The organism is Mesorhizobium sp. M0910 (assembly GCF_040319465.1).
Taxonomy (GTDB): Bacteria; Pseudomonadota; Alphaproteobacteria; order Rhizobiales; family Rhizobiaceae; genus Mesorhizobium.
In genome coordinates, this window is sequence record NZ_JAMYNZ010000001.1 from 636,084 (window position 1) to 655,416 (window position 19,333).

Genomic DNA, 19,333 nt, shown 5'->3' on the forward strand with positions numbered 1-19,333 from the left:
AACCACGTCGATGCTCAATCAAATCAGGCCCGCAATCGTCATGATCGTCTTCTTCACCATTCTGACGGGTTTGGTCTATCCGATCGGCATGACCGGCATTGCCCAGGCGCTGTTTTCGCGCCAGGCCAATGGCAGCCTGATCGAGAAGGACGGCAAGCTCGTCGGTTCCGAGCTGATCGGCCAGGCTTTCGAAAGCGACCGCTACTTCCATGGCCGTCTCTCGGCTGCCGGCGACGGCTACAATGCCGCCGCCTCGGGCGGCTCGAATCTCGGCCCGACCAATCCCAAGCTGATCGACCGCATCAAGGTTGACGCCGAAAGGCTGAGGACGGAAAACCCGAACCAGCCGGTACCGATAGATCTGGTCACCACGTCCGGCAGCGGCCTCGATCCGCATATCAGCCCCGACGCGGCCTATTTTCAGGTCGCCAGGGTGGCCAAGGCCAGGGGCGTCGATGAATCCAGGATCAAATCGCTTGTCGACAGCCATGTCGAGGATCGCGAATTGGGATTCATCGGCGAGCCGGTAGTCAATGTGCTGGCCCTCAACCTTGCGCTGGACGATGCGATGAAACGGTAAAGGAACCGGCGCCGGGATCGACACCGAAGCCGGCGCCGTTCATGATTGACCCTTATGCCAGACGACAGCCGCACCGCCGAAACCAGGCCCTCTCCCGACGCGCTGCTCGAGCATGCCGAGCGAGAGGAGCGCGGTCGCCTGAGGATATTTCTCGGCGCCGCCCCCGGTGTCGGCAAGACCTACGAGATGCTGATGTCGGGCCGCGCCAGGCTGGCCGACGGGGTCGACGTAGTAATCGGCATCGTCGAGACGCACGGCCGCAAAGAAACCCAGACGCTGGTCGAAGGCTACGAGGTCATTCCTCGCCTTGAGATCGATTACAAGGGGCGGATCCTTGAGGAGATGGATCTCGACGCCATCCTCGCCCGGCACCCGGCGCTGGTTCTGGTCGACGAACTCGCCCACACCAACGTCGCCGGCAGCCGTCACCCCAAGCGCTACCTCGACGTCCAGGAAATCCTGACGCACGGCATCGATGTCTATACGACCCTGAATATCCAGCACGTCGAGAGCCTGAACGATGTCGTGGCGCAGATCACCCGCGTCAGGGTGCGGGAAACTGTCCCCGACTCCATAATCGACCAGGCCGACGACATCGAGATCATCGACCTCACCCCCGACGATCTGATCAAGCGGCTTGAGGAAGGCAAGGTCTACATCCCCAGCACCGCCCAGCGCGCCATCGAGAACTATTTCTCGCCGGGCAATCTGACGGCGCTCCGGGAATTGGCGCTCCGCCGCACTGCCCAGCGGGTCGACGAGCAGTTGCTGACCCATATGCAGGCCCACGCGATACCCGGGCCCTGGGCGGCGGGGGAAAGGGTTCTCGTCTGCGTCGATGCGCGTCCGGGCGGGGCGGCCCGTGTACGTTATGCGCGGAGGTTGGCCGACCGGCTCCGCGCCCCTTGGACGGCGCTTCATGTCGATACCCCTCGTTCAGCTGCCATGCCCGAGGAGGACAAGGATCGGCTGGCGACGCAGCTGCGCCTTGCCGAGCAGCTCGGTGCCGAGGTGACGACCATTCCGGGTCAGAACGTCGCGCAAGACATCGTTCGGCATGCGACGGCGAACAACTTCACGCATATCGTGATCGGCAGGCCGACCCGATCGCGCTGGCGGGAATTGATCGAAGGCTCGCTCACTTACGATCTCATCCGCAATGCCGGCGACATCAGCGTCCATGTCATTTCGGGAAACGAACGCAACGCCGAGGCGACGTCGAGGACCGTCAAGGCGGCGGACGAGCAGTGGCAGTTCGAGATCTGGCCCTATCTCAGGGCCACGGCCTATGTTGTTGGCTCGCTCGCCTTCGCCGTCCTTCTCGACCAGTTTCTCGACGTCCGCAACCTGGCGGTCATCTTTCTCATTGGGGTCCTGACGTCGGCTGTGACCGGCGGTCTCTGGCCGGCTTTGTATGCCTGCCTCATCAGCGCCATTGCCTTCAACTATTTCTTCCTGGAACCACGCTACACGCTGACGATCGAGGATCCGGAGAGCATCGTTGCGCTGGCTGTCTTCCTAGTTGTTGCGGTCATTGCCAGCAATCTAACAGCGCGCGTGCAGCGTCAGGCGGTCGCTGCGCGCTCGCGGGCACGCGCCACTGAAGATATTTATCTCTTCTCAAAGAAGCTCGCCGGTGCTGGCACGCTCGACGACGTTCTCTGGGCGACTGCCTTCCAGATCGCCTCGATGCTGAAGCTGCGCGTGGTGCTGCTTCTGCCGGAGGACGGTACAATTGCGGTCAAAGCCGGCTACCCACCCGACGACACGCTGGCCGAGGCCGACATTGCAGCAGCCCGCTGGGCCTGGGAGCATAACCGCGCCGCGGGGCGCGGCGCCGACACGCTGCCCGGAGCAAAACGCCTCTATCTGCCCTTGCGAACCGGACGCACGGCGGTGGGCGTCGTCGGCCTCGACAACGATAAGCAAGGTCCGCTGCTGACACCCGAGCAGCAGCGTCTGCTCGATGCGCTCGCCGACCAGGCGGCGGTCGCCATCGAGCGCATCCAGCTCGTCGCCGACGTTGACCGGGCCAAGCTTGCGGCCGAGGCAGACCGTCTGCGCTCGGCCTTGCTCACCTCCATTTCCCACGATTTGAAAACGCCGCTTGCCGCCATCATGGGCGCGGCCGGAACACTCAGGGACTTCGAGGCCGCGCTTCCCGAGCAGGACCGGACGGAACTGCTGTCGACCGTGCTCGATGAGGCGGAGAGGCTTAACCGCTTTATTGCCAATCTGCTCGATATGACCAAGATCGAATCCGGCACGATGGAGCCGAACTACGCCTTTCACTATCTCGGCGACATTGTCGGCTCAGCTCTGCATCGGGCCCGCAAAATCGTCCGCCAGCATAAGACCGAGATCGACATCCCATCGGATCTGCCGATGTTGCGGGTCGACCCCGTTCTGTTCGAACAGGTGCTGTTCAACCTCCTTGATAATGCTGCAAAATACGCGCCGCCAGGTTCGACGATCCGCCTGCAGGCCTGGGCCGATAACGGCTTCATCATCCTGCAGATCATGGACGAGGGACCAGGCATTCCGCCAGCGGACCTGGAGCGCGTTTTCGACACTTTCTACCGTGTGCGCAAGGGTGACCAGGTGCGTGCCGGCACCGGGCTCGGCCTGTCGATTTGCCGCGGCTTCATCGAAGCGATGGGCGGGACGCTCTCGGCGGCAAACAGGTCCGACCGCTCGGGGGCGGTTTTCACGATCAAGATGCAGCTGGTGCCGGCGGAACTGCCCAATCTCGGCGAACCCGAGGCGGGCCATCAAAATATGGACGATCTGCCATGACGAGCCTGGACGTCAGGATATTGGTGGTCGACGACGAACCGCCGATCCGGAAACTGCTTCGCGTCGGGCTTGGCAGCCAAGGCTATGCGATCAGCGAGGCGCCGAACGCCAGGGCGGCGATTGAACTCATCGAGACGGAAAAGCCAGACCTTGTGCTGCTCGATCTCGGTCTGCCCGGCATGAGCGGGCATGAGCTGCTCCGCAAATGGCGGGATGATGGCCTGGACATTCCCGTGGTTATTCTTTCCAGCCGCACTGATGAGGCCGGCATCGTCTCGGCCCTCGAACTCGGCGCCGACGATTATGTAACCAAGCCATTCGGTATGAACGAGCTTGTCGCACGCATCCGCGTCGCGCTTCGCCACAAGTTCCAGCAGCAGGGTGAGAGACCGGTGTTCCAGACCGGCGACCTCTCCGTCGATCTGGTGAAGCGCATCGTCAAGGTCGAGGACAAGGAGATAAAGCTCTCGCCGAAGGAATACGACATCCTCCGCATCCTCGTACAGCATGCCGGTAAGGTTCTCACCCACCAATTCCTGCTGAAGCAGGTCTGGGGCGATTCCACCGACGTTCAATATCTCAGAGTCTACGTCCGGCAGATCAGGCAAAAGATCGAAAAAACGCCCGACCAGCCCCGCTATATCACCACCGAGACCGGCGTTGGATACCGGCTGCGCGAAGTCGATTGACGCGACGAGCATCCGAAGCCGAATGCCTCTTCCAATCCGCTTCAAACCAGCGGCGGCCATGGTGTCGCCGGACAAAAGCCCTATATTACGGAAAGATCGGTTTTGTGCGGGAATGAACGAATGCCACGGCTTCGTCTATTGACGTTTTTAGGGTCGGCAATGCTGACTGCGGCGATGCTGCCGGGCGTAAATCCTGCTGCATCGGCACAGGTCGTCAGTCCCGCCGACCGCAACGTGTTGATCCAGCAGGACCAGTTGCAGATGTTGGAGAACAGGCTGCGGCGCCAGCAATACCAGCAGCAGCAACAGCAGTACCGTGCCCAGGATCGCCAAATCCCAACCCCGCAACGGCAGGAGGTGCCGCAGATGAGACCAACTTGCCAGTTGCTGCCGTCGGGGAGCGGCTTTGTCAGCACCTGCCGCTAACGACGGCCCTTTCATTTATTTAGCCGACTTATATATTGTGGAAACCGCTCCGCTTGCGCCCCATTGAACGCGGCCGACTTTGCAACGCTGCCCTTGCCGTTTGGGCACCGCCTCGACTGGATTATCGAATGGCAGCCAGCAAGAAGAAGGTCGTACGCAAGGCAAGGAAGGGCGACCGGATTCGCCAGGTCGCGGCGATTCCGTTTCGGCTGAACGAGCATGGCGACGTCGAGGTGATGCTGGTCACATCGCGAACGACGAAGCGCTTCATCGTACCGAAGGGCTGGCCGATGAAGGGCAAGAGCAGCCGCAAGGCGGCCACCATCGAAGCACAGGAAGAAGCCGGCGTTCTCGGCAAGACACTGAAACAGCCGGCCGGCACCTATTGCTACTGGAAGCGGCTGGCGAACCGCTTCGTCCGTGTCGACGTCGTCGTCTATTTGCTGGAGGTAACCGAGGAACTTGCCGACTGGGAAGAATCCAAGAGGCGTCAGCGCGCGTGGCTGGCGCCGGCCGACGCGGCGGTGCTCATCGACGAGCCGGATCTCTCGACGCTGGTGAGGAACATCAGGATTCCCGAGCTGGAGTATAATTCCAAAAAACAGAATCCGGCTTTCGGAAAAGATCACGCTCAATAAAAGATCGAGGCTAGCCCGACTGGATCGGGATGGAATTGGCCCCAGCGCCTGCCGCCGTCACACTTGAACCGAAATCTCACTTGCCGCCGTCGCCCTCGGGCAAAGACCGCACCGGCGTGCCGGAATAGGCCCACAGCCATTCGCGCGGCAGCGGCCCCTTGTTGCGGTCGCTTTCCTGCGACTGTTCCCATGCATGGGCGAGGATGCCGACCGAGCGCGACAGCACGAAAAGGCCGCGCGTCAGCGGCGGCGGGAAGCCGAGCTCGCCGTAGATGACGGCCGTGGCGCCGTCGATGTTGAGCGGGATTTTTTTGCCCTTGCGCCGCGCCACCTCGGCCTCGATCGCCTCGGCAATGTCGGCGAAGCGCCCGCTGACGATGCCGCGCGCGGCAAAGTCGCGGGTTAACTCGATGAGGCGGGGCGCCCGCGGGTCGACCGGATGGAAACGATGGCCGAGCCCGGGCACATAGCCGTTTTCCCCGGCAAGGAAACGATCGAGCCGCGCCGACACGGCGTCCGCAAGCGGCATGCCGGCGTCCAGTTCGGCAGCGATGTCTCCGTAGAAGGAAAGCGCCTGTTCGCCGGCGCCGCCATGCACATCGCCAAGCACGTTGACGGCTGATGCCATGGCGCTGTTGATGCCGACGCCGCAGGTGATCGCCATACGGGCGATGGCGATCGACGGCGCCTGCGGCCCATGGTCGACGGCAGCACCCAGCGCGATGCCAAGCAGCGCCGCCTGCTCCTCGCCTGGCAGTTCGCCGCGCAGCATCAGCCAGATCATTGCCGGAAAGCTGACGCGGCCGATCAGATCCTGGATTTCATAGCCGCGCAGCCGGATGACGCCGGGGCGCATCTCGATGATGCCGGTCTGCCACCATTCCTCGCCGCGTGCGCGACCAGTCTTGTTTTGCGTTCCGCTCATGCCTTCGCTCTTTTCCTGGCACGCGGCGGCAGGCCGGCAAAAACCTCGCCCATATGCTCGCCGAGCGCCGGCGGCGGCCTGCTCGGCAAAGGTGCCTCGCCATCGACCATGAAGCCGCAGCGCACCACGGTCAGCGGCTGGTCCATCCCGGACACAGCCGGGAACCGCGCCGTCATGCCGCGCTCGATCACCTGTCGCTCCTGCAGTATCTGCGGGATTGTCAGCACCCGGCCTGCCGGCACGCCGGCGCGATTGAACGTCTCCTCCCAGGCGGCGGCCGAGCCGCTCGTCAAGGCATCCTCGATCAGCGCTTTCAATGCAATGCGGTTCTGCTTGCGCGTTTCTCGCTCGGCAAAGCGGACATCCGACGCCAACTCCGGCCGACCGATCAACCGGCACAGTGTGACGAACTGCTCCTGCTTGTTGGCTGCGATGTTGAGCAAGCCGTCGCCGGTGCGAAACGCGCCAGACGGTGCGGCCGTCATATTTTCATTGCCCATCGGCTGCGGCTCGACGTCCGCCGTCAGATAGTTCGACACCGGCCAGCCGAGCGCAGAAAGCGTGCATTCGAGCATCGAGACGTCGAGGAACGCGCCCTCGCCTGTCGTCTTCTGCTTGACCAGCGCGGCGGTAATGGCGAACGCCCCGACCAGCCCGCCAAGCGTATCGGCGACCGGATAGCCAACACGCAGCGGCGCGGTTTCCGGTGTACCGGTGATGCTCATAATCCCGGAAAGACCCTGGATGATCTGGTCGTAGGCTGGATTGTCGCGCATCGGCCCGGTCTGGCCGAAGCCCGATATCGCACAATAGACAAGGCTTGGCCGGACTTCTTTCAGCCTGGCATGGCCAAGCCCCAGCCGGCCCATTACGCCGGGACGGAAATTCTCGACCAGCGCGTCGGCCGAAGCGACCAGATCGAGGAAGCGTTCGCGGTCGGCGTGCTGCTTGAGATCGAGCGCCACCGAGCGTTTGCCGGCATTCTGCGCCAGGAACGAAGCGCCCATGCCCGCCCGGTTGAGCTCCGGAGAGGCGCCGAGCTGGCGCGCCAGATCGCCGCCTTGCGGCGTCTCAACCTTGATGACGTCGGCCCCGAGCAATGCCAGCTGGTAGGCGCAATAGGGGCCGGCCAACACATTGGTCAGGTCAAGGATGCGGATGCCGGAAAGCAGGTCTGTCATGACGTCACGAACAGCTCAGGCATCGCCCGGCACGTGCTCCGGTCCCCGCATGCGTCTGTGCTCGATGTAGGCCCAGATATGCGGTCCAACCAGCCCGATGAAGGCCAGCGTCAGCAACGTCAGCGACAGCGGATGCTTGTAGAACACCGTCCAATCGCCGTTCGAGATGGTCATCGCGCGGCGGAACTGCGTTTCGGCAAGCGGCCCGAGAATCATGCCGATGATAACCGGCGCGGTCGGAAAATCGAAACGCCGCATCAGGAAACCGGCGGCACCGAGCAGATAGAGGATGACGAGGTCGATCGGCGATTGCGAGATGCCGTAGGTGCCGACTGTTGCGAACACCAGGATGCCGGCATACAGCTGCGGCGCCGGGATCTTCAGCAATCGCACCCAAAGCCCGATTAGCGGCAGGTTAAGGACGACGAGGATGACGTTGGCGATGAACAGGCTGGCGATCAGCCCCCACACTAGGTCGGCCTGCGTCGTCAGCAGCAGCGGCCCCGGATTGATACCGTAGCTCTGGAATGCCGACAGCATGATTGCGGCCGTCGCCGAGGTCGGCAGGCCGAGCGTCAGCATCGGCACCAGCACGCCGGCCGCGGATGCATTGTTGGCTGCTTCCGGTCCGGCAACGCCCTCGATGGCACCGACGGTGCCGAACTCGTCCTTGTGTCTGGAGAGTTTCTTCTCGATGGCATAGGAGAGGAAGGTCGGGATTTCGGCACCGCCGGCCGGCATGGCGCCGATCGGGAAGCCGATCAGGGAGCCGCGCAGCCATGGCCTCCACGAGCGCGACCATTCGGCCGCGGTCATGTAGAGCGACCCTTTCAACGGCACGATGTCGTCCTTGCCGGCATAGCGGCGCGAGGCCATGTAAAGCGTCTCGCCAACGGCGAACAGGCCAACGGCGACGACGATGACGTCGACGCCATCCAGCAATTCGCTCATGCCGAAGGTGAAGCGCGGCTGCCCCGTCTGCAGGTCGACGCCTATCATGCCGACGACGAAGCCGGCGAACAGGCTGGTCAGGCCGCGTACCGACGACGAGCCGAGCACCGCCGAAACCGTGATGAAGGCCAGCACCATCAGCGAGAAATATTCGGCCGGGCCGAAGGCCAGCGCAAATTTGACGACGATCGGCGCCAGAAAGGCAACGCCGATCGTGCCCAGCGTGCCGGCGACGAAGGAACCGATCGCCGAGGTCGCCAGGGCCGCACCGCCACGGCCGGAGCGGGCCATCCTGTTGCCCTCGAGCGCGGTGACGATGGTGGCGCTTTCGCCAGGCGTGTTGAGCAGGATCGATGTCGTCGAGCCGCCATACATGGCGCCGTAATAGATACCGGCAAACAGGATGAAGGACGCCTCCGGCGCCACTTGATAGGTGATCGGCAACAGCAGCGCTATGGTCAGTGCCGGTCCGAGGCCGGGCAGCACGCCGATCGCAGTCCCAAGCGTGGTGCCGACCAGGCACCATATGAGATTGATCGGCGAGAAGGCGACCGAAAATCCGTGCGCGAGATGGCCGAGCGTTTCCATGGCGTCAGCCCCTCAGCATGGTGACGAGCGAATCGACGATCGCGTTCAGCTGGTTTTCGATGAAGCCGGCGCCGATATTGACGCCGAGCGCCCTGGCAAAGCCGAAATAGGCGGCAAGCGCCAGGATCAGCCCGAGCAGCACGTCACGCAGCGGGCGCCGGCTGCCGAAACCGTGGCAGATGAGAACGAACATGATGACAGATGCCGCGGTAAAGCCGAGCGGCTGGATCAGCACGAGGTTGGCGATCAGTCCGAGGGCGACGATGCCCATCGCCTTCCAGTCGGTCGGCGTCGCCTTTTCGTCCTCCGGCTGCCAGCCGCCCCGCAAGGCGGCAATGATGAGCAGCAGCGACAGGATCACCATGCCGGTCATGGTGATGTAGGGAAAGACGGTCGGACCGACCTTGGAATAGAGCGGCGACACCGGGATTGCCAGCGTCTGCCAGGCAACCGCACTCGCACAGGCGAGGAGCCCGACGCCGATCAGCAGTTCGGGCACTGCAAGGCGCGGCGGCGCCGGCTGGTCGCTGGTGCTCATCATCGTCCTCCCAATGTCGGTCCCTTGGGGCCGGTTCTCCTTGGACCGGTCTCACCCGGCCGATCTTGGCGTAGTTTCACCTCCGGCGCCGCGTATGTCCATGCGGCTAGCGAAAGTCGGCAAGGGTTGGCGCAGGCTGCCACCCCTTGCCGAGAGCATCACGCTAGACCGAGGTCCTTGAGGATCGTCCCGATGCGGGCCGTGTCTTCTGCGACGAATTTCGCATAATCGTCACCGGTAAGCAGGATCTGCGTCCAGTTGCGGTTCTTGCATTCGGTGGCCCAGGCGTCGCTCTTGGCCATGGTCTCGATCAGCTTGATCATTGCTGCCTTGTCGGCGTCCGAGACGCCGGGCGGTGCGAAGACGCCACGCCAGTTGAACAGCTCGACATCGATGCCTGCTTCCTTCATCGTCGGCGCATCGATCCCCTCCTGGCGTTTGTCCGCGGAGATGGCCAGCAGCCGCAGCGCACCCGCCTTGACCTGTTCGGCGAACTCGCCGTAGCCGGAGATGCCGGCCGCGACCTGGTTGCCGAGCAGCGCCGAAAGCGCCTCGCCGCCGCCGGCGAACGGCACATAGGAAAGATTGGTGGCCGGAACACCAACGGTCTTGGCGATGAGGCCGAACAATATATGGTCCGAGCCGCCGGCCGAACCGCCAGCAACCGGAACCTGCGTCGGGTCAGCCTTGAGAGCCGCGACAAAGTCCGCGGCCGTCTTGAACGGCGAGGCGGCCGGCACCACAAGCGCCTCGAACTCACCGGTGAGGCGGGCGATCGGCGTGACCTCGGTAAGGTTGTTGGCCGCCTTGTTGGCGATGATGGCGCCTACCATGACCATGCCGGCCACCATCAGCGCATTGCCCTTGCCCTTCCATTGGTTGACGAATTGCGGCAGGCCGACAGTACCGCCGGCGCCGCCGACATTGGTGATCTGCGACCCGGAAATCAGTTTTTCGCTGCGCAGCACCTGGTCCATGGCGCGCGCCGTCTGGTCCCAGCCGCCGCCCGGCGCCGCCGGCACGAAAATCTGCAGCTGCGGCGCGTCCTGCGCAAAGGCGGGGACAAAATGCGATGCCGTGAGTCCGGCAGCACCTGCTGCCGCGGTGCTCATCAAGAATCGGCGTCTGTTCAGCATGGGATTCCTCCAAATCGCGACACCTCCTCCGGTGCCTGCCAGAAACGTGGCCTGATTTCAGACCCGCTCGATAAAATTCATGCAGAGTTTGCGTCCTCCTGTCAAAGACAGAACACGCCGCATGCGGCACAATCGGACTGTGCGATCTTCAGGCAGGCGAACTTGACGCCGGACGACGTGGCAGGCAGACGCCAGACGGCGCCCGTCAGGGCTGCCGCTCCAGCAGGATGGTCGGCTTGCCTTGGTAGACGGTTCGAAGCACTTCGCCGTAACCACATTTTGCCGCGACGTTCAGCGATCCGGTGTTCTCCGGATCGATGATGCAGACGGTCTTCGCGGCGCCGAACGTCTCGTCGCCCCAGGCAAGCACCCGTGCGACGACTTCGCTGGCCAACCCGTGGCCATGCGCGCCCGAAACCAGAGCCCAGCCGGTCTCCGGAATGCCCTCGATCGACGGCGTCATGTCGCGTTTCAGATCGTGAAAGCCGGCCTCGCCGATGAAGCAGCCGGTCGCCTTATCCTCGATCGCCCAGAAGCCGTAGCCCAGAAGCGACCACAGGCCGGCGTGGCGTAGGAAGCGCATCCAGCTTTCCTCCCGCGTGCGCGGCTTCCCGCCGATAAAGCGGGTGACGACGGGATCGGCCCACATAGCGACATAGGCGTCGAAATCGTCAAGCCGGTGCGGCCGCAGGACCGTGCGCGAGGTCTCAAGCACTGGGGCGACAATTGTATGCGGACTGGCCATGGTCATGTCTCGTTTGTGTTGCCGGTGCCTAATGCAGGTCTTCCAAAAGGGGGACAGCGACACGCACGAGACGGGAAATCCAAATCCGTTGTGAAAAACAAGAGCCAAGGCTGTGTAGATCATCTTCCAGGCTGATGTGAATCCTGCCAGGCGGTGTTAGTTTTTCTCCGGTATTGGTTCAGGCGCGTTGGGTTCGGCGCTGCCGCCCGACAGAGGGAATACAGCATGGACACCACCGACCTTGTGCTTGCCATCTGCCATCATTTGCTGGTGTTTTCGTTGGCAGGCATCATCGGCGCCGAATTCGTCCTGATCCGCAGCGACTTGTCCGCCGCGACGCTGAAGCGGCTCGTCGGCATCGACCGCCACTACGGCATCATTGCCATGCTGATCATCGTCGTTGGCATCGGCCGCGTCGTCTATGGTCTGAAAGGCTGGGAATTCTACGTCTACAATTGGATGTTCTGGGCAAAGATGGCCGCTTTCGCCATTGTCGGCCTGTTGTCGATTATCCCGACCATCCGTTTCCTATCCTGGAACACGCAGGCGAGCATCAGTCCCGGCCACCAGGTTCCTGCGGCGGAGCTGGCGTCCGTTCGCACCTATGTCCGCACCGAGGCATCGATCTTCCTATTGATCCCGGTGTTCGCGGCGGCGATGGCGCGCGGCTACGGCTACTAGAATAGGTTGGAGGAAGGGCATCGCACGGCCCAACCTTGCCACTCATTTGCGCAGAGAAACGTGCGGTTTGCCGTTTGAGCGCGATTGTCATTTGTCGGGTTGCGCTAGTTATTGCTCTATCTACAGTCGGTTTAGAGGAACCCGCGCAGCGGTTGGCAATCATATCCTGGGAGGAAACACGATGCGAAAACTCATCGCCGCGTTGGCTGCCGCTGCGGCCGCCATGCTTTATCCGTCGGCCGCTGGCGCGCAGACCTACCCCGAACGCACCATCACCATTGTCGTGCCGTTTTCGGCCGGTGGCCCGACCGACACCGTCACGCGTCTTGTCGCGGAAGCTATGTCGAAAGACCTCGGCCAGCAGGTCACCGTCGAGAATGTCGGCGGCGCCGGCGGCACGCTCGGCGCCGGCCGCGTCGCAAATGCCGAGCCTGACGGCTACACGCTGCTCCTCCATCACATCGGCATGGCTACCAGTGCTACGCTCTATAGAAAGCTCGCCTACGACACACTGAACGGCTTCGAATATGTCGGCCTCGTCACCGAGGTGCCGATGACCATCGTCGGCCGCAAGGACCTCGAGCCGACCGATCTGAAGGGGCTGGTCGACTATGCCAAGGCCAACAAGGACAGCATCACCGTTGCCAATGCCGGGATCGGTGCCGCCTCGCATCTGTGCGGCATGCTGTTCATGAGCGCCATCGGCACGCCGCTGGTCACCGTACCCTACAAGGGCACTGGCCCGGCCATGACCGATCTTCTCGGCGGCCAGGTCGATATCATGTGCGACCAGACGACCAATACCACCAAGCAGATCCAGGGCGGCACTATCAAGGCCTATGCCGTAACCTCGCCACAACGCCTCGATGTGCTGCCGGACGTGCCGACGACGATAGAAGCCGGCCTTCCCCAGGTGCAGGTCGGCATCTGGCACGGAATCTATGCCCCCAAGGGCACACCGGCCGAGATCACCGAACGCCTTTCGAAATCGCTGCAGGTGGCGCTGAAGGACCAGAATGTCGTCGCCCGATTTGCCGAACTCGGCACCAAGCCGTCGCCGGAGGCCGATGCCACGCCGGCCGCGCTCAAAGCTAAGCTGGAAAGTGAGATCGCGCGCTGGAAGCCGATCATCGAAGCGGCCGGCCAGTACGCCGACTAAAGGTTCTAACGGGGCGCCATCAGCGCCCCGTTTTTTTACACCGGCATCGGCACGCCCATGAGGCGAGCCGGGAGGACGCAATGAAACCTTTCGCAATCGACAGGACCAACGGCATATGCGCCGCGCTGTTGGTCTTTATTGGCGCCTTTTTCGCGCTGCAGTCGCTGGGCCTCGAAATCGGCACCGCCTTTCGCATGGGGCCGGGCTATTTCCCGCTGGTGCTGGCGATCGTGCTGATCCTGCTTGGCGCCGCCATCCTTGTCCAAGCGGTGCGTTTCGAGAGCGAGCCGATCGGTTACATCGCGTGGCGCGGCATGCTGTTTATCCTGCCTGCTCCGATCTTCTTCGGCCTGACGGTGCGCGGCCTCGGCTTCATCCCGTCGATCTTCCTGACGGCGCTGATCGCATCGTTCGGTAGCGGCCGCATGAGGCCGCTGACCGCACTCGTGCTGTCGGCCGGCCTGACGCTGTTCGCATTCGTCGTTTTCAGCTACGCCCTCGGCCTGCCGTTCCGGCGTTTCGGCCCGTGGTTGCCCCTATCGTTGTGAGGAGATGAAATGGAACTCCTCAGCAACCTCGCACTCGGCTTTTCGACAGCCACATCTTTGGCAAACCTCGGCTTCTGCCTGATCGGCGTCCTTCTCGGCACGCTGATTGGCGTCCTGCCCGGCATCGGTGCCACCGCAACCATCGCCATGCTGTTGCCGATCACCTTCCAGATTGGCGACCCGGTTTCCTCTCTCATCATGCTCGCCGGTATCTATTACGGCGCGCAGTATGGCGGCTCGACCACCGCCATTCTCATCAACATGCCCGGCGAATCCTCGTCGGCCGTCACCGCAATCGACGGCTATCAGATGGCCAGGAACGGCCGCGCCGGAGCAGCCCTGGCGACCGCGGCGATAGGCTCGTTCTTTGCCGGCACGGTGTCGACCTTCCTCGTCGCCATCTTTGCCCCACCGCTGACGGCGATAGCGCTGAGATTCGGCGCGGCCGAGTATTTTTCGCTGATGATCGTCGGCCTGGTCTCGTCCGTCGCGCTCGCCCACGGCTCGGTCGTCAAGGCGCTGGCTATGGTCGTGCTCGGCCTGCTGCTGGGACTTGTCGGCACCGATATCTACACCGGTACGCCCCGCTTCACACTCGGTATCCGCGAATATGCCGACGGGCTGAATTTCGTCGCAGTGGCGGTCGGCGTCTTCGGCGTCGCCGAGATATTGCGCAACCTCGAAAACGAGCATGAGCGTTCCGTGCTGATCCGAAGTATCTCCGGCCTTATGCCGAGTAAAGAAGATTTTCGCCGCATGGCGGCTCCCATCGTGCGCGGAACGATCATCGGTTCGGCGCTCGGTATCCTGCCCGGAGGCGGCGCGATCCTTGCCGCCTTTGCGTCCTACACCGTCGAAAAGCGCGTCTCGAAAAACCCGGGGGAATTCGGCAAGGGCGCCATCGAAGGCGTCGCCGGACCGGAATCGGCCAACAATGCCGGCGCCCAAACCTCCTTCATCCCAATGCTGACGCTCGGTATTCCGGCCAACCCGGTGATGGCGCTGATGATCGGCGCGATGATCATCCAGGGCATCGTGCCCGGCCCCAATGTCGCCATCGAACAGCCCGCGCTGTTTTGGGGGATCATCACCTCGATGTGGATCGGCAATCTGATGTTGATTGTCTTGAACCTGCCGCTGATCGGGCTCTGGGTGAAACTCCTTACCATCCCCTACTACGTGCTCTTCCCGATCATCATGGCGTTCTGCTCGATCGGCGTTTACAGCGTCAACACCAATGTCTACGACCTCTATGCCGTCGCCTTCTTCGGCTTGCTTGGCTACCTCCTGACCAAGCTGCGCTGCGAACCTGCGCCGCTGCTGCTCGGCTTCGTGCTCGGCCCGCTGCTTGAGGAAAACCTGCGCCGCGCTATGATCCTCTCGCGCGGCGACCCAAGCACCTTCGTGATGCGGCCGATCAGCGCCAGCCTGCTCCTCATCGCGCTCGCCGTGCTCGTCATCGTCTTTCTCCCCGCGGTCAAGAAGAAGCGCGAAGAGGTGTTCGTCGAGGAGAGTTCCTGAACATGGATGTCGCCGCATAAAAGGAACTTTAGATTCAGCTAGCGGGCAGTGGTTGCCGCTGCTCGGTCCTGAGCTGCTTCCACTGGCCCGAGCGGCCCGATCTCGACCAGTGGTGCAGGCACGCTGGTCGTCTTTTCCTTGGCCTTGCAGATATCGGCGATGACGCAGGCCGGGCAATCCGGCTTGCGTGCCTTGCAGACATAGCGGCCGTGCAGGATCAGCCAATGATGCGCATGCCGGATATATTCATCCGGAATGATCTTCAGGAAACCTTGCTCTACCTGTTCCGGCGTCTTGCCCGGCGCCAGGCCGAGCCTGTTACCGATGCGGAAGATGTGCGTGTCGACTGCCATCGTGTGCTGGCCGAAGGCGACGTTGAGCACGACATTGGCGGTCTTGCGGCCGACACCCGGCAGCTCGACCAGTTGATCGCGATCCTCAGGCACCTCGCCGCCATGGTCACGGATCAGCGCCGCGGACAGCGCGATGACGTTCTTGGCCTTGTTGCGCCATAGCCCGATGGTGCGGATATGGTCGCCGAGCTTGGCCTCGCCCAGCGCCAGCATCTTTTGCGGCGTGTCGGCAATTTTGAACAGCGCCCGCGTCGCCTTGTTGACGCCGGCGTCCGTCGCCTGAGCCGAAAGCACCACCGCCACCAGCAGCGTGAAGGGGTTGATATGTTCGAGTTCGCCTCTCGGCTCCGGCCGCTGAACGGAAAAACGGCGAAAAATCTCATGCACCTCGGCCGGGCTGTAAAGCACCCGCGATCTCGCCGGCCGCGTACGCGGCTTGGCGTTCGAGTCATCGCGGCGGCCGGGCAGCAGGTCTTTTTTGAGCGCGGAAGAGTTTTTGGGCTTGGGGCTTGTCATTGCCTTCCTATAATATTCCCCAATGAGCGACACAAACGCCTCATTTCAGGCCGACGAGCCATTCTTCCAGGCGCTGCTGACACCGCACCGGTCGCTGGGCAAGACCGGCTTTGCCATCCTGATGGGCGCACTGCTGTTCGGGTGGCTGGTGACCGGAGCGTTCTTTCTGTCGCGCGGCGCCTGGCCGGTGTTCGGCTTCTTCGGCCTCGACGTGATCGCCGTCTATATCGCCTTCCGTGCCAATTATCGCGCCGCCCGGGCTCGCGAGGAGGTGTCGGTGTCGCGCACCAGCCTCGATATCTGCAAGACTGCCCCGTCGGGCAAATCGGAATCACACCGCTTCAATCCGTTCTGGGCACGCTTTTCGATCGCCCGCCACGCCGAGATCGGCATCACCAGAATGGCGGTCGAGGCGCAAGGAAAAACCGTCTCGATCGGCGCCTTTCTCAACCCCGACGACCGCGAGAGTTTTGCCACCGCATTTTCGCGCGCTCTGGCGACCGCCAAGGCGCGCTGAGCCAGCGTTTCAGAACCGATAGCGCAACAGCCTGCCGATCTTGCGCAATGCTGGAATGCATTTCCAAAGGCGAACAAACAGTTTCGCGAGCCAGCGCATGCGAGCGGCATGTTCCGGCTTATAGGCAGGGATGTCCTCGATGAACCGCAGCTTCGGAACGGCTCGCTCCAATTCATGCGGGTTCTCAATGCTCCAATGGACCTCGGCGCCGGTGGCGCGGAAGGAGGAATTGAGGCGAATGATCTTCAGGCCCAGGCGACTATAGGCATCGAAAACCAGTTCGCCGCTCGAAAGATGTCCCACCAAACGAGAAAACAGTTGCTGCCCCTCCTCGGCGGCCAGGTAGGGAGTCAGGCCTTCCGCCACGACTATGGCCGGGCGATCCCGAGGTACTTCGTTCAGCCATCCAGGTTCGGTGAGCGACGAAGCGATCAGGTGGTAGCGATCCCGCACGGGATAGAGCCTGCGCCTGAGGTCGATGACTTCGGGATAGTCGACATCGAACCAGTCCACGCCGGCTGGCGGGTCGATACGGAATATGCGCGTGTCGAGCCCACACCCCAGATGCAGCACGATGGCGTCAGGATTTCGGGCGAGAAAGTCCTGAACGCAGACGTCCAGCGTCTTTGCCCTGATTGCTAGACCGATGCCGAGATTGTTGTCGACCTTGAGCCGCGAGAAATCATAATCGATGTTGCGCATCGCCTCGTCGGCAAAGTAGTCCCGGAGCAGCGAATTGGGCAGCCGGCTCTCCAGCGCCTTGCCGTACAGTGTCAAAAGCAAAGTCTCCTTTGCCCCGGTCAGGTTTACTTTTTCACCAGCCACGACCGTCCTCCCCATTCAAAGCCAGCTCTATCTGGGTACATGCTGCGGGAAAGCAAGTTTCGGGTGGTGATCGGCGCCGCGAAGGACGATATTCGCACTCAAGGAGATACTGCCATGAACGCCCAAATGCCTCTCAAAACGACAGCAATCCTTCAGAAAGACATCACGCCTGAAGGCGGTGACTACGAAATCGTCCGTCGTGCCATCGAAAAGATCAGCCTCGACTATCGCGACCAGCCTTCGCTGGAAGTGCTGGCCGAGGAGGTCGGCGAGACGCCGACCGGGCTGCAGAAGCTGTTCACCCGCTGGGCCGGCCTATCGCCCAAGGCTTTTCTGCAGGCCGTTACCCTCGATCATGCGCGCAAGCTGCTCGATGCCGGCATGCCGCTGCTTGAAACCTCGTTCGAGCTCGGCATGTCCGGCCCAGGCCGGCTGCACGATCTGTTCGTCACCCACGAAGCGATGTCGCCGGGCGATTACAAGACCCGCGGCGCAGGGCTCACCATCCGCTACGGCTATCATATCTCGCCTTTCGGCATCGCCCTGATCATGGTGACGGACCGCGGCCTTGCCGGCCTCGCCTTCAACGACCCCGGCGGCGAGCGTGCGACCTTTGCCGACATGTCCAGCCGCTGGCCGAACGCTAGCTATGTCGAGGACATGGCTGCAACGGCGCCCTATGCCGCGCGTATTTTCGATCCGACGCTGTGGCGCGCCGACCAGCCGCTCCGCGTCGTCATGATCGGCACCGACTTCCAGGTCCGCGTCTGGGAAGCCTTGCTGTGTATTCCGATGGGCCAGGCCTGCACCTATTCCTCGATCGCCGCGCGCATCGGCGCACCGAGCGCCAGCCGGGCTGTCGGTGCCGCGGTCGGTGCCAATCCGATGTCCTTTGTCGTGCCGTGCCACCGGGCTCTCGGCAAGTCCGGTGCGCTCACCGGCTACCATTGGGGCCTGACCCGCAAACGCGCCATCCTCGGCTGGGAGGCGGGACAGGTCTCTTCGTAAATAGCCAAAGAATGGAACGATAGGAGCGATGTCAGGACCGCTAGGGTGACAAGCAGCGATCTTACGGAGTAGCTTCCCGCATGCGTTAGCGGGAGGCACTTCTTGATCGTCGTCATCGGCTCCATCAATCTCGACCTCATCGCCAGTGTCGACCGCTTGCCCGGTCCCGGCGAGACGGTGCGCGGCTCCGGTTTCGCTACTGCCCCCGGCGGCAAGGGCGCCAACCAGGCGCTGGCCGCCTCCCGCGCCGGGGCCAAGGTGCGCATGGTCGGCGCAGTCGGCAAGGACAGCTTCGCCGGCGAGGCTCTGGCGCTGCTGCGCGAGGGCAAGATCGACCTGTCCGGCGTCGGCGAGACCTTTGCCTCGACCGGTACCGCGTTGATCATGGTCGGCGCCGACGGCGAGAACGTGATCGCCGTTGTGCCGGGCGCCAACGATTCGGTCGTGCCGGGTGACCTTTCCAAGGCTTTCCTGAAAAACGGCGATGTCGTGCTGTTGCAGTTGGAAGTCCCGCTGCAAACGGTCGAGACGGCGCTTGGCGCGGCAAGGACGGCCGGCGCGGTCACCGTGCTCAACACCGCCCCTTTCCATAGCGACGCCGCCGGCTTCCTCGGCAAGGCCGACTATCTCGTCGCCAACGAAACCGAGTTCGACCTCTATGGCGAGGCGCTGTCGTTGAGTGGCCGCGACCGCCCGGCGCGGATGCGCGACTATGCCTCGAGAACCGGCCGCACCATCGTCGTCACGCTTGGCCCGGACGGCGTTCTGGCAGCAACGCCGGACGATCTTCTGATGGTTCCGGCGCTGAAGATCACCCCGCTCGACACGGTCGGCGCCGGCGACACGTTCTGCGGCTATTTTGCAGCCGGGCTGGCAGCCGGCCTGCCGCTCGACCAGGCGCTTGCCCGCGCTGCCGCAGCCGGTTCGCTGGCCTGCCTGAAAGCCGGTGCACAGCCGGCCATCCCGCTGGCCAGGGACGTCGATGCCGCCTTGCAGAAATCCGCAGGCTAAA

20 protein-coding genes are annotated in these 19,333 nt (G+C 63.0%); 12 read left to right on the plus strand and 8 right to left on the minus strand.

Annotated elements, in window-relative coordinates; genetic code table 11:
* The first annotated feature begins 10 nt into the window (after positions 1 to 10).
* The 5 genes from kdpC to NKH78_RS03145 all read left to right on the plus strand — a co-directional run bounded on the left by kdpC (position 11) and on the right by NKH78_RS03145 (position 5,129).
* Positions 11 to 580, plus strand: a complete 570-nt coding sequence (gene kdpC, locus NKH78_RS03125) for a potassium-transporting ATPase subunit KdpC (protein WP_352506581.1) — start codon at positions 11 to 13, stop codon at positions 578 to 580.
* Between the two features lie 54 nt (positions 581 to 634).
* Positions 635 to 3,376 (plus strand): DUF4118 domain-containing protein, encoded by a 2,742-nt coding sequence (locus tag NKH78_RS03130; protein WP_352702690.1) that lies wholly within the window; start codon positions 635 to 637, stop codon positions 3,374 to 3,376.
* Positions 3,373 to 4,065 (plus strand): response regulator transcription factor, encoded by a 693-nt coding sequence (locus NKH78_RS03135; RefSeq protein WP_254816839.1) that lies wholly within the window; start codon positions 3,373 to 3,375, stop codon positions 4,063 to 4,065. The genes NKH78_RS03130 and NKH78_RS03135 overlap by 4 nt, the downstream gene beginning before the upstream one ends.
* A gap of 159 nt (positions 4,066 to 4,224) precedes the next feature.
* A complete protein-coding gene (locus tag NKH78_RS03140; RefSeq protein WP_352702688.1) occupies positions 4,225 to 4,491 on the plus strand; it encodes a hypothetical protein in 267 nt (88 codons plus the stop codon).
* Between the two features lie 128 nt (positions 4,492 to 4,619).
* Positions 4,620 to 5,129, plus strand: coding sequence for an NUDIX hydrolase (locus NKH78_RS03145; RefSeq protein WP_352737500.1), 510 nt, complete (start codon positions 4,620 to 4,622; stop codon positions 5,127 to 5,129).
* 76 nt (positions 5,130 to 5,205) lie between these two features.
* Here NKH78_RS03145 and NKH78_RS03150 read toward each other — a convergent pair whose 3' ends face one another.
* The 6 genes from NKH78_RS03150 to NKH78_RS03175 all read right to left on the minus strand — a co-directional run bounded on the left by NKH78_RS03150 (position 5,206) and on the right by NKH78_RS03175 (position 11,193).
* A complete protein-coding gene (locus tag NKH78_RS03150; protein WP_352702685.1) occupies positions 5,206 to 6,054 on the minus strand; it encodes a citryl-CoA lyase in 849 nt (282 codons plus the stop codon).
* Entirely contained in the window at positions 6,051 to 7,235 is a 1,185-nt protein-coding gene (locus NKH78_RS03155) for a CaiB/BaiF CoA transferase family protein (protein WP_352702683.1), read from the minus strand. The genes NKH78_RS03150 and NKH78_RS03155 overlap by 4 nt, the downstream gene beginning before the upstream one ends.
* A 15-nt stretch (positions 7,236 to 7,250) precedes the next feature.
* The gene (locus tag NKH78_RS03160) at positions 7,251 to 8,774 is read right to left on the minus strand and encodes a tripartite tricarboxylate transporter permease (RefSeq protein WP_254816834.1); all 1,524 of its coding nucleotides are present in this window, start codon (positions 8,772 to 8,774) and stop codon (positions 7,251 to 7,253) included.
* Between the two features lie 4 nt (positions 8,775 to 8,778).
* Positions 8,779 to 9,312 carry a tripartite tricarboxylate transporter TctB family protein gene (locus tag NKH78_RS03165; protein ID WP_352687971.1) on the minus strand — a complete coding sequence of 178 codons (534 nt, stop codon included), beginning with the start codon at positions 9,310 to 9,312 and terminating at the stop codon, positions 8,779 to 8,781.
* A 158-nt stretch (positions 9,313 to 9,470) separates the two neighbouring features.
* Positions 9,471 to 10,448: a Bug family tripartite tricarboxylate transporter substrate binding protein gene (locus NKH78_RS03170; protein ID WP_352506589.1), complete on the minus strand. Its 978-nt coding sequence runs from the start codon at positions 10,446 to 10,448 to the stop codon at positions 9,471 to 9,473.
* 205 nt (positions 10,449 to 10,653) lie between these two features.
* Positions 10,654 to 11,193, minus strand: coding sequence for a GNAT family N-acetyltransferase (locus tag NKH78_RS03175; protein ID WP_352687969.1), 540 nt, complete (start codon positions 11,191 to 11,193; stop codon positions 10,654 to 10,656).
* 225 nt (positions 11,194 to 11,418) lie between these two features.
* Between NKH78_RS03175 and NKH78_RS03180 the strand changes: the two genes are divergently transcribed.
* The 4 genes from NKH78_RS03180 (at position 11,419) to NKH78_RS03195 (ending at position 15,102) form a co-directional block, all read left to right on the plus strand.
* Positions 11,419 to 11,874, plus strand: coding sequence for a DUF2214 family protein (locus NKH78_RS03180; RefSeq protein ID WP_352881856.1), 456 nt, complete (start codon positions 11,419 to 11,421; stop codon positions 11,872 to 11,874).
* Positions 11,875 to 12,055: 181 nt separating this feature from the next.
* On the plus strand, positions 12,056 to 13,033 hold the full coding sequence (locus NKH78_RS03185; RefSeq protein WP_352687965.1) for a tripartite tricarboxylate transporter substrate-binding protein: 978 nt from the start codon (positions 12,056 to 12,058) through the stop codon (positions 13,031 to 13,033).
* Between the two features lie 80 nt (positions 13,034 to 13,113).
* Entirely contained in the window at positions 13,114 to 13,581 is a 468-nt protein-coding gene (locus tag NKH78_RS03190; RefSeq protein ID WP_352476416.1) for a tripartite tricarboxylate transporter TctB family protein, read from the plus strand.
* A 9-nt stretch (positions 13,582 to 13,590) separates the two neighbouring features.
* Positions 13,591 to 15,102 carry a tripartite tricarboxylate transporter permease gene (locus tag NKH78_RS03195; RefSeq protein ID WP_352737501.1) on the plus strand — a complete coding sequence of 504 codons (1,512 nt, stop codon included), beginning with the start codon at positions 13,591 to 13,593 and terminating at the stop codon, positions 15,100 to 15,102.
* 38 nt (positions 15,103 to 15,140) lie between these two features.
* Here NKH78_RS03195 and nth read toward each other — a convergent pair whose 3' ends face one another.
* Positions 15,141 to 15,971 carry an endonuclease III gene (gene nth / locus NKH78_RS03200; RefSeq protein ID WP_352737502.1) on the minus strand — a complete coding sequence of 277 codons (831 nt, stop codon included), beginning with the start codon at positions 15,969 to 15,971 and terminating at the stop codon, positions 15,141 to 15,143.
* A 22-nt stretch (positions 15,972 to 15,993) separates the two neighbouring features.
* Between nth and NKH78_RS03205 the strand changes: the two genes are divergently transcribed.
* On the plus strand, positions 15,994 to 16,488 hold the full coding sequence (locus tag NKH78_RS03205; protein ID WP_352737503.1) for a DUF2244 domain-containing protein: 495 nt from the start codon (positions 15,994 to 15,996) through the stop codon (positions 16,486 to 16,488).
* 9 nt (positions 16,489 to 16,497) lie between these two features.
* On the opposite strand, the gene NKH78_RS03210 is transcribed toward NKH78_RS03205, so the two are convergent.
* Complete coding sequence (locus NKH78_RS03210) at positions 16,498 to 17,313, minus strand: class I SAM-dependent methyltransferase (protein ID WP_352737504.1); 816 nt, start codon at positions 17,311 to 17,313, stop codon at positions 16,498 to 16,500.
* A gap of 114 nt (positions 17,314 to 17,427) precedes the next feature.
* Between NKH78_RS03210 and NKH78_RS03215 the strand changes: the two genes are divergently transcribed.
* Entirely contained in the window at positions 17,428 to 18,321 is an 894-nt protein-coding gene (locus NKH78_RS03215; protein WP_352737505.1) for a methylated-DNA--[protein]-cysteine S-methyltransferase, read from the plus strand.
* 102 nt (positions 18,322 to 18,423) lie between these two features.
* The gene (locus NKH78_RS03220) at positions 18,424 to 19,332 is read left to right on the plus strand and encodes a ribokinase (protein WP_352737506.1); all 909 of its coding nucleotides are present in this window, start codon (positions 18,424 to 18,426) and stop codon (positions 19,330 to 19,332) included.
* Position 19,333 lies beyond the last annotated feature (1 nt).

What these genes read in the sequence shown, in the direction of transcription:
- kdpC (WP_352506581.1), top strand. Translation starts at nt 11, where the DNA reads ATGCTCAATCAAATCAGGCCCGCAATCGTCATGATCGTCTTCTTCACC.
- NKH78_RS03130 (WP_352702690.1), top strand. Translation starts at nt 635, where the DNA reads ATGCCAGACGACAGCCGCACCGCCGAAACCAGGCCCTCTCCCGACGCG.
- NKH78_RS03135 (WP_254816839.1), top strand. Translation starts at nt 3,373, where the DNA reads ATGACGAGCCTGGACGTCAGGATATTGGTGGTCGACGACGAACCGCCG.
- NKH78_RS03140 (WP_352702688.1), top strand. Translation starts at nt 4,225, where the DNA reads ATGCTGACTGCGGCGATGCTGCCGGGCGTAAATCCTGCTGCATCGGCA.
- NKH78_RS03145 (WP_352737500.1), top strand. Translation starts at nt 4,620, where the DNA reads ATGGCAGCCAGCAAGAAGAAGGTCGTACGCAAGGCAAGGAAGGGCGAC.
- NKH78_RS03150 (WP_352702685.1), bottom strand. Translation starts at nt 6,054, where the DNA reads ATGAGCGGAACGCAAAACAAGACTGGTCGCGCACGCGGCGAGGAATGG.
- NKH78_RS03155 (WP_352702683.1), bottom strand. Translation starts at nt 7,235, where the DNA reads ATGACAGACCTGCTTTCCGGCATCCGCATCCTTGACCTGACCAATGTG.
- NKH78_RS03160 (WP_254816834.1), bottom strand. Translation starts at nt 8,774, where the DNA reads ATGGAAACGCTCGGCCATCTCGCGCACGGATTTTCGGTCGCCTTCTCG.
- NKH78_RS03165 (WP_352687971.1), bottom strand. Translation starts at nt 9,312, where the DNA reads ATGAGCACCAGCGACCAGCCGGCGCCGCCGCGCCTTGCAGTGCCCGAA.
- NKH78_RS03170 (WP_352506589.1), bottom strand. Translation starts at nt 10,448, where the DNA reads ATGCTGAACAGACGCCGATTCTTGATGAGCACCGCGGCAGCAGGTGCT.
- NKH78_RS03175 (WP_352687969.1), bottom strand. Translation starts at nt 11,193, where the DNA reads ATGGCCAGTCCGCATACAATTGTCGCCCCAGTGCTTGAGACCTCGCGC.
- NKH78_RS03180 (WP_352881856.1), top strand. Translation starts at nt 11,419, where the DNA reads ATGGACACCACCGACCTTGTGCTTGCCATCTGCCATCATTTGCTGGTG.
- NKH78_RS03185 (WP_352687965.1), top strand. Translation starts at nt 12,056, where the DNA reads ATGCGAAAACTCATCGCCGCGTTGGCTGCCGCTGCGGCCGCCATGCTT.
- NKH78_RS03190 (WP_352476416.1), top strand. Translation starts at nt 13,114, where the DNA reads ATGAAACCTTTCGCAATCGACAGGACCAACGGCATATGCGCCGCGCTG.
- NKH78_RS03195 (WP_352737501.1), top strand. Translation starts at nt 13,591, where the DNA reads ATGGAACTCCTCAGCAACCTCGCACTCGGCTTTTCGACAGCCACATCT.
- nth (WP_352737502.1), bottom strand. Translation starts at nt 15,971, where the DNA reads ATGACAAGCCCCAAGCCCAAAAACTCTTCCGCGCTCAAAAAAGACCTG.
- NKH78_RS03205 (WP_352737503.1), top strand. Translation starts at nt 15,994, where the DNA reads ATGAGCGACACAAACGCCTCATTTCAGGCCGACGAGCCATTCTTCCAG.
- NKH78_RS03215 (WP_352737505.1), top strand. Translation starts at nt 17,428, where the DNA reads ATGAACGCCCAAATGCCTCTCAAAACGACAGCAATCCTTCAGAAAGAC.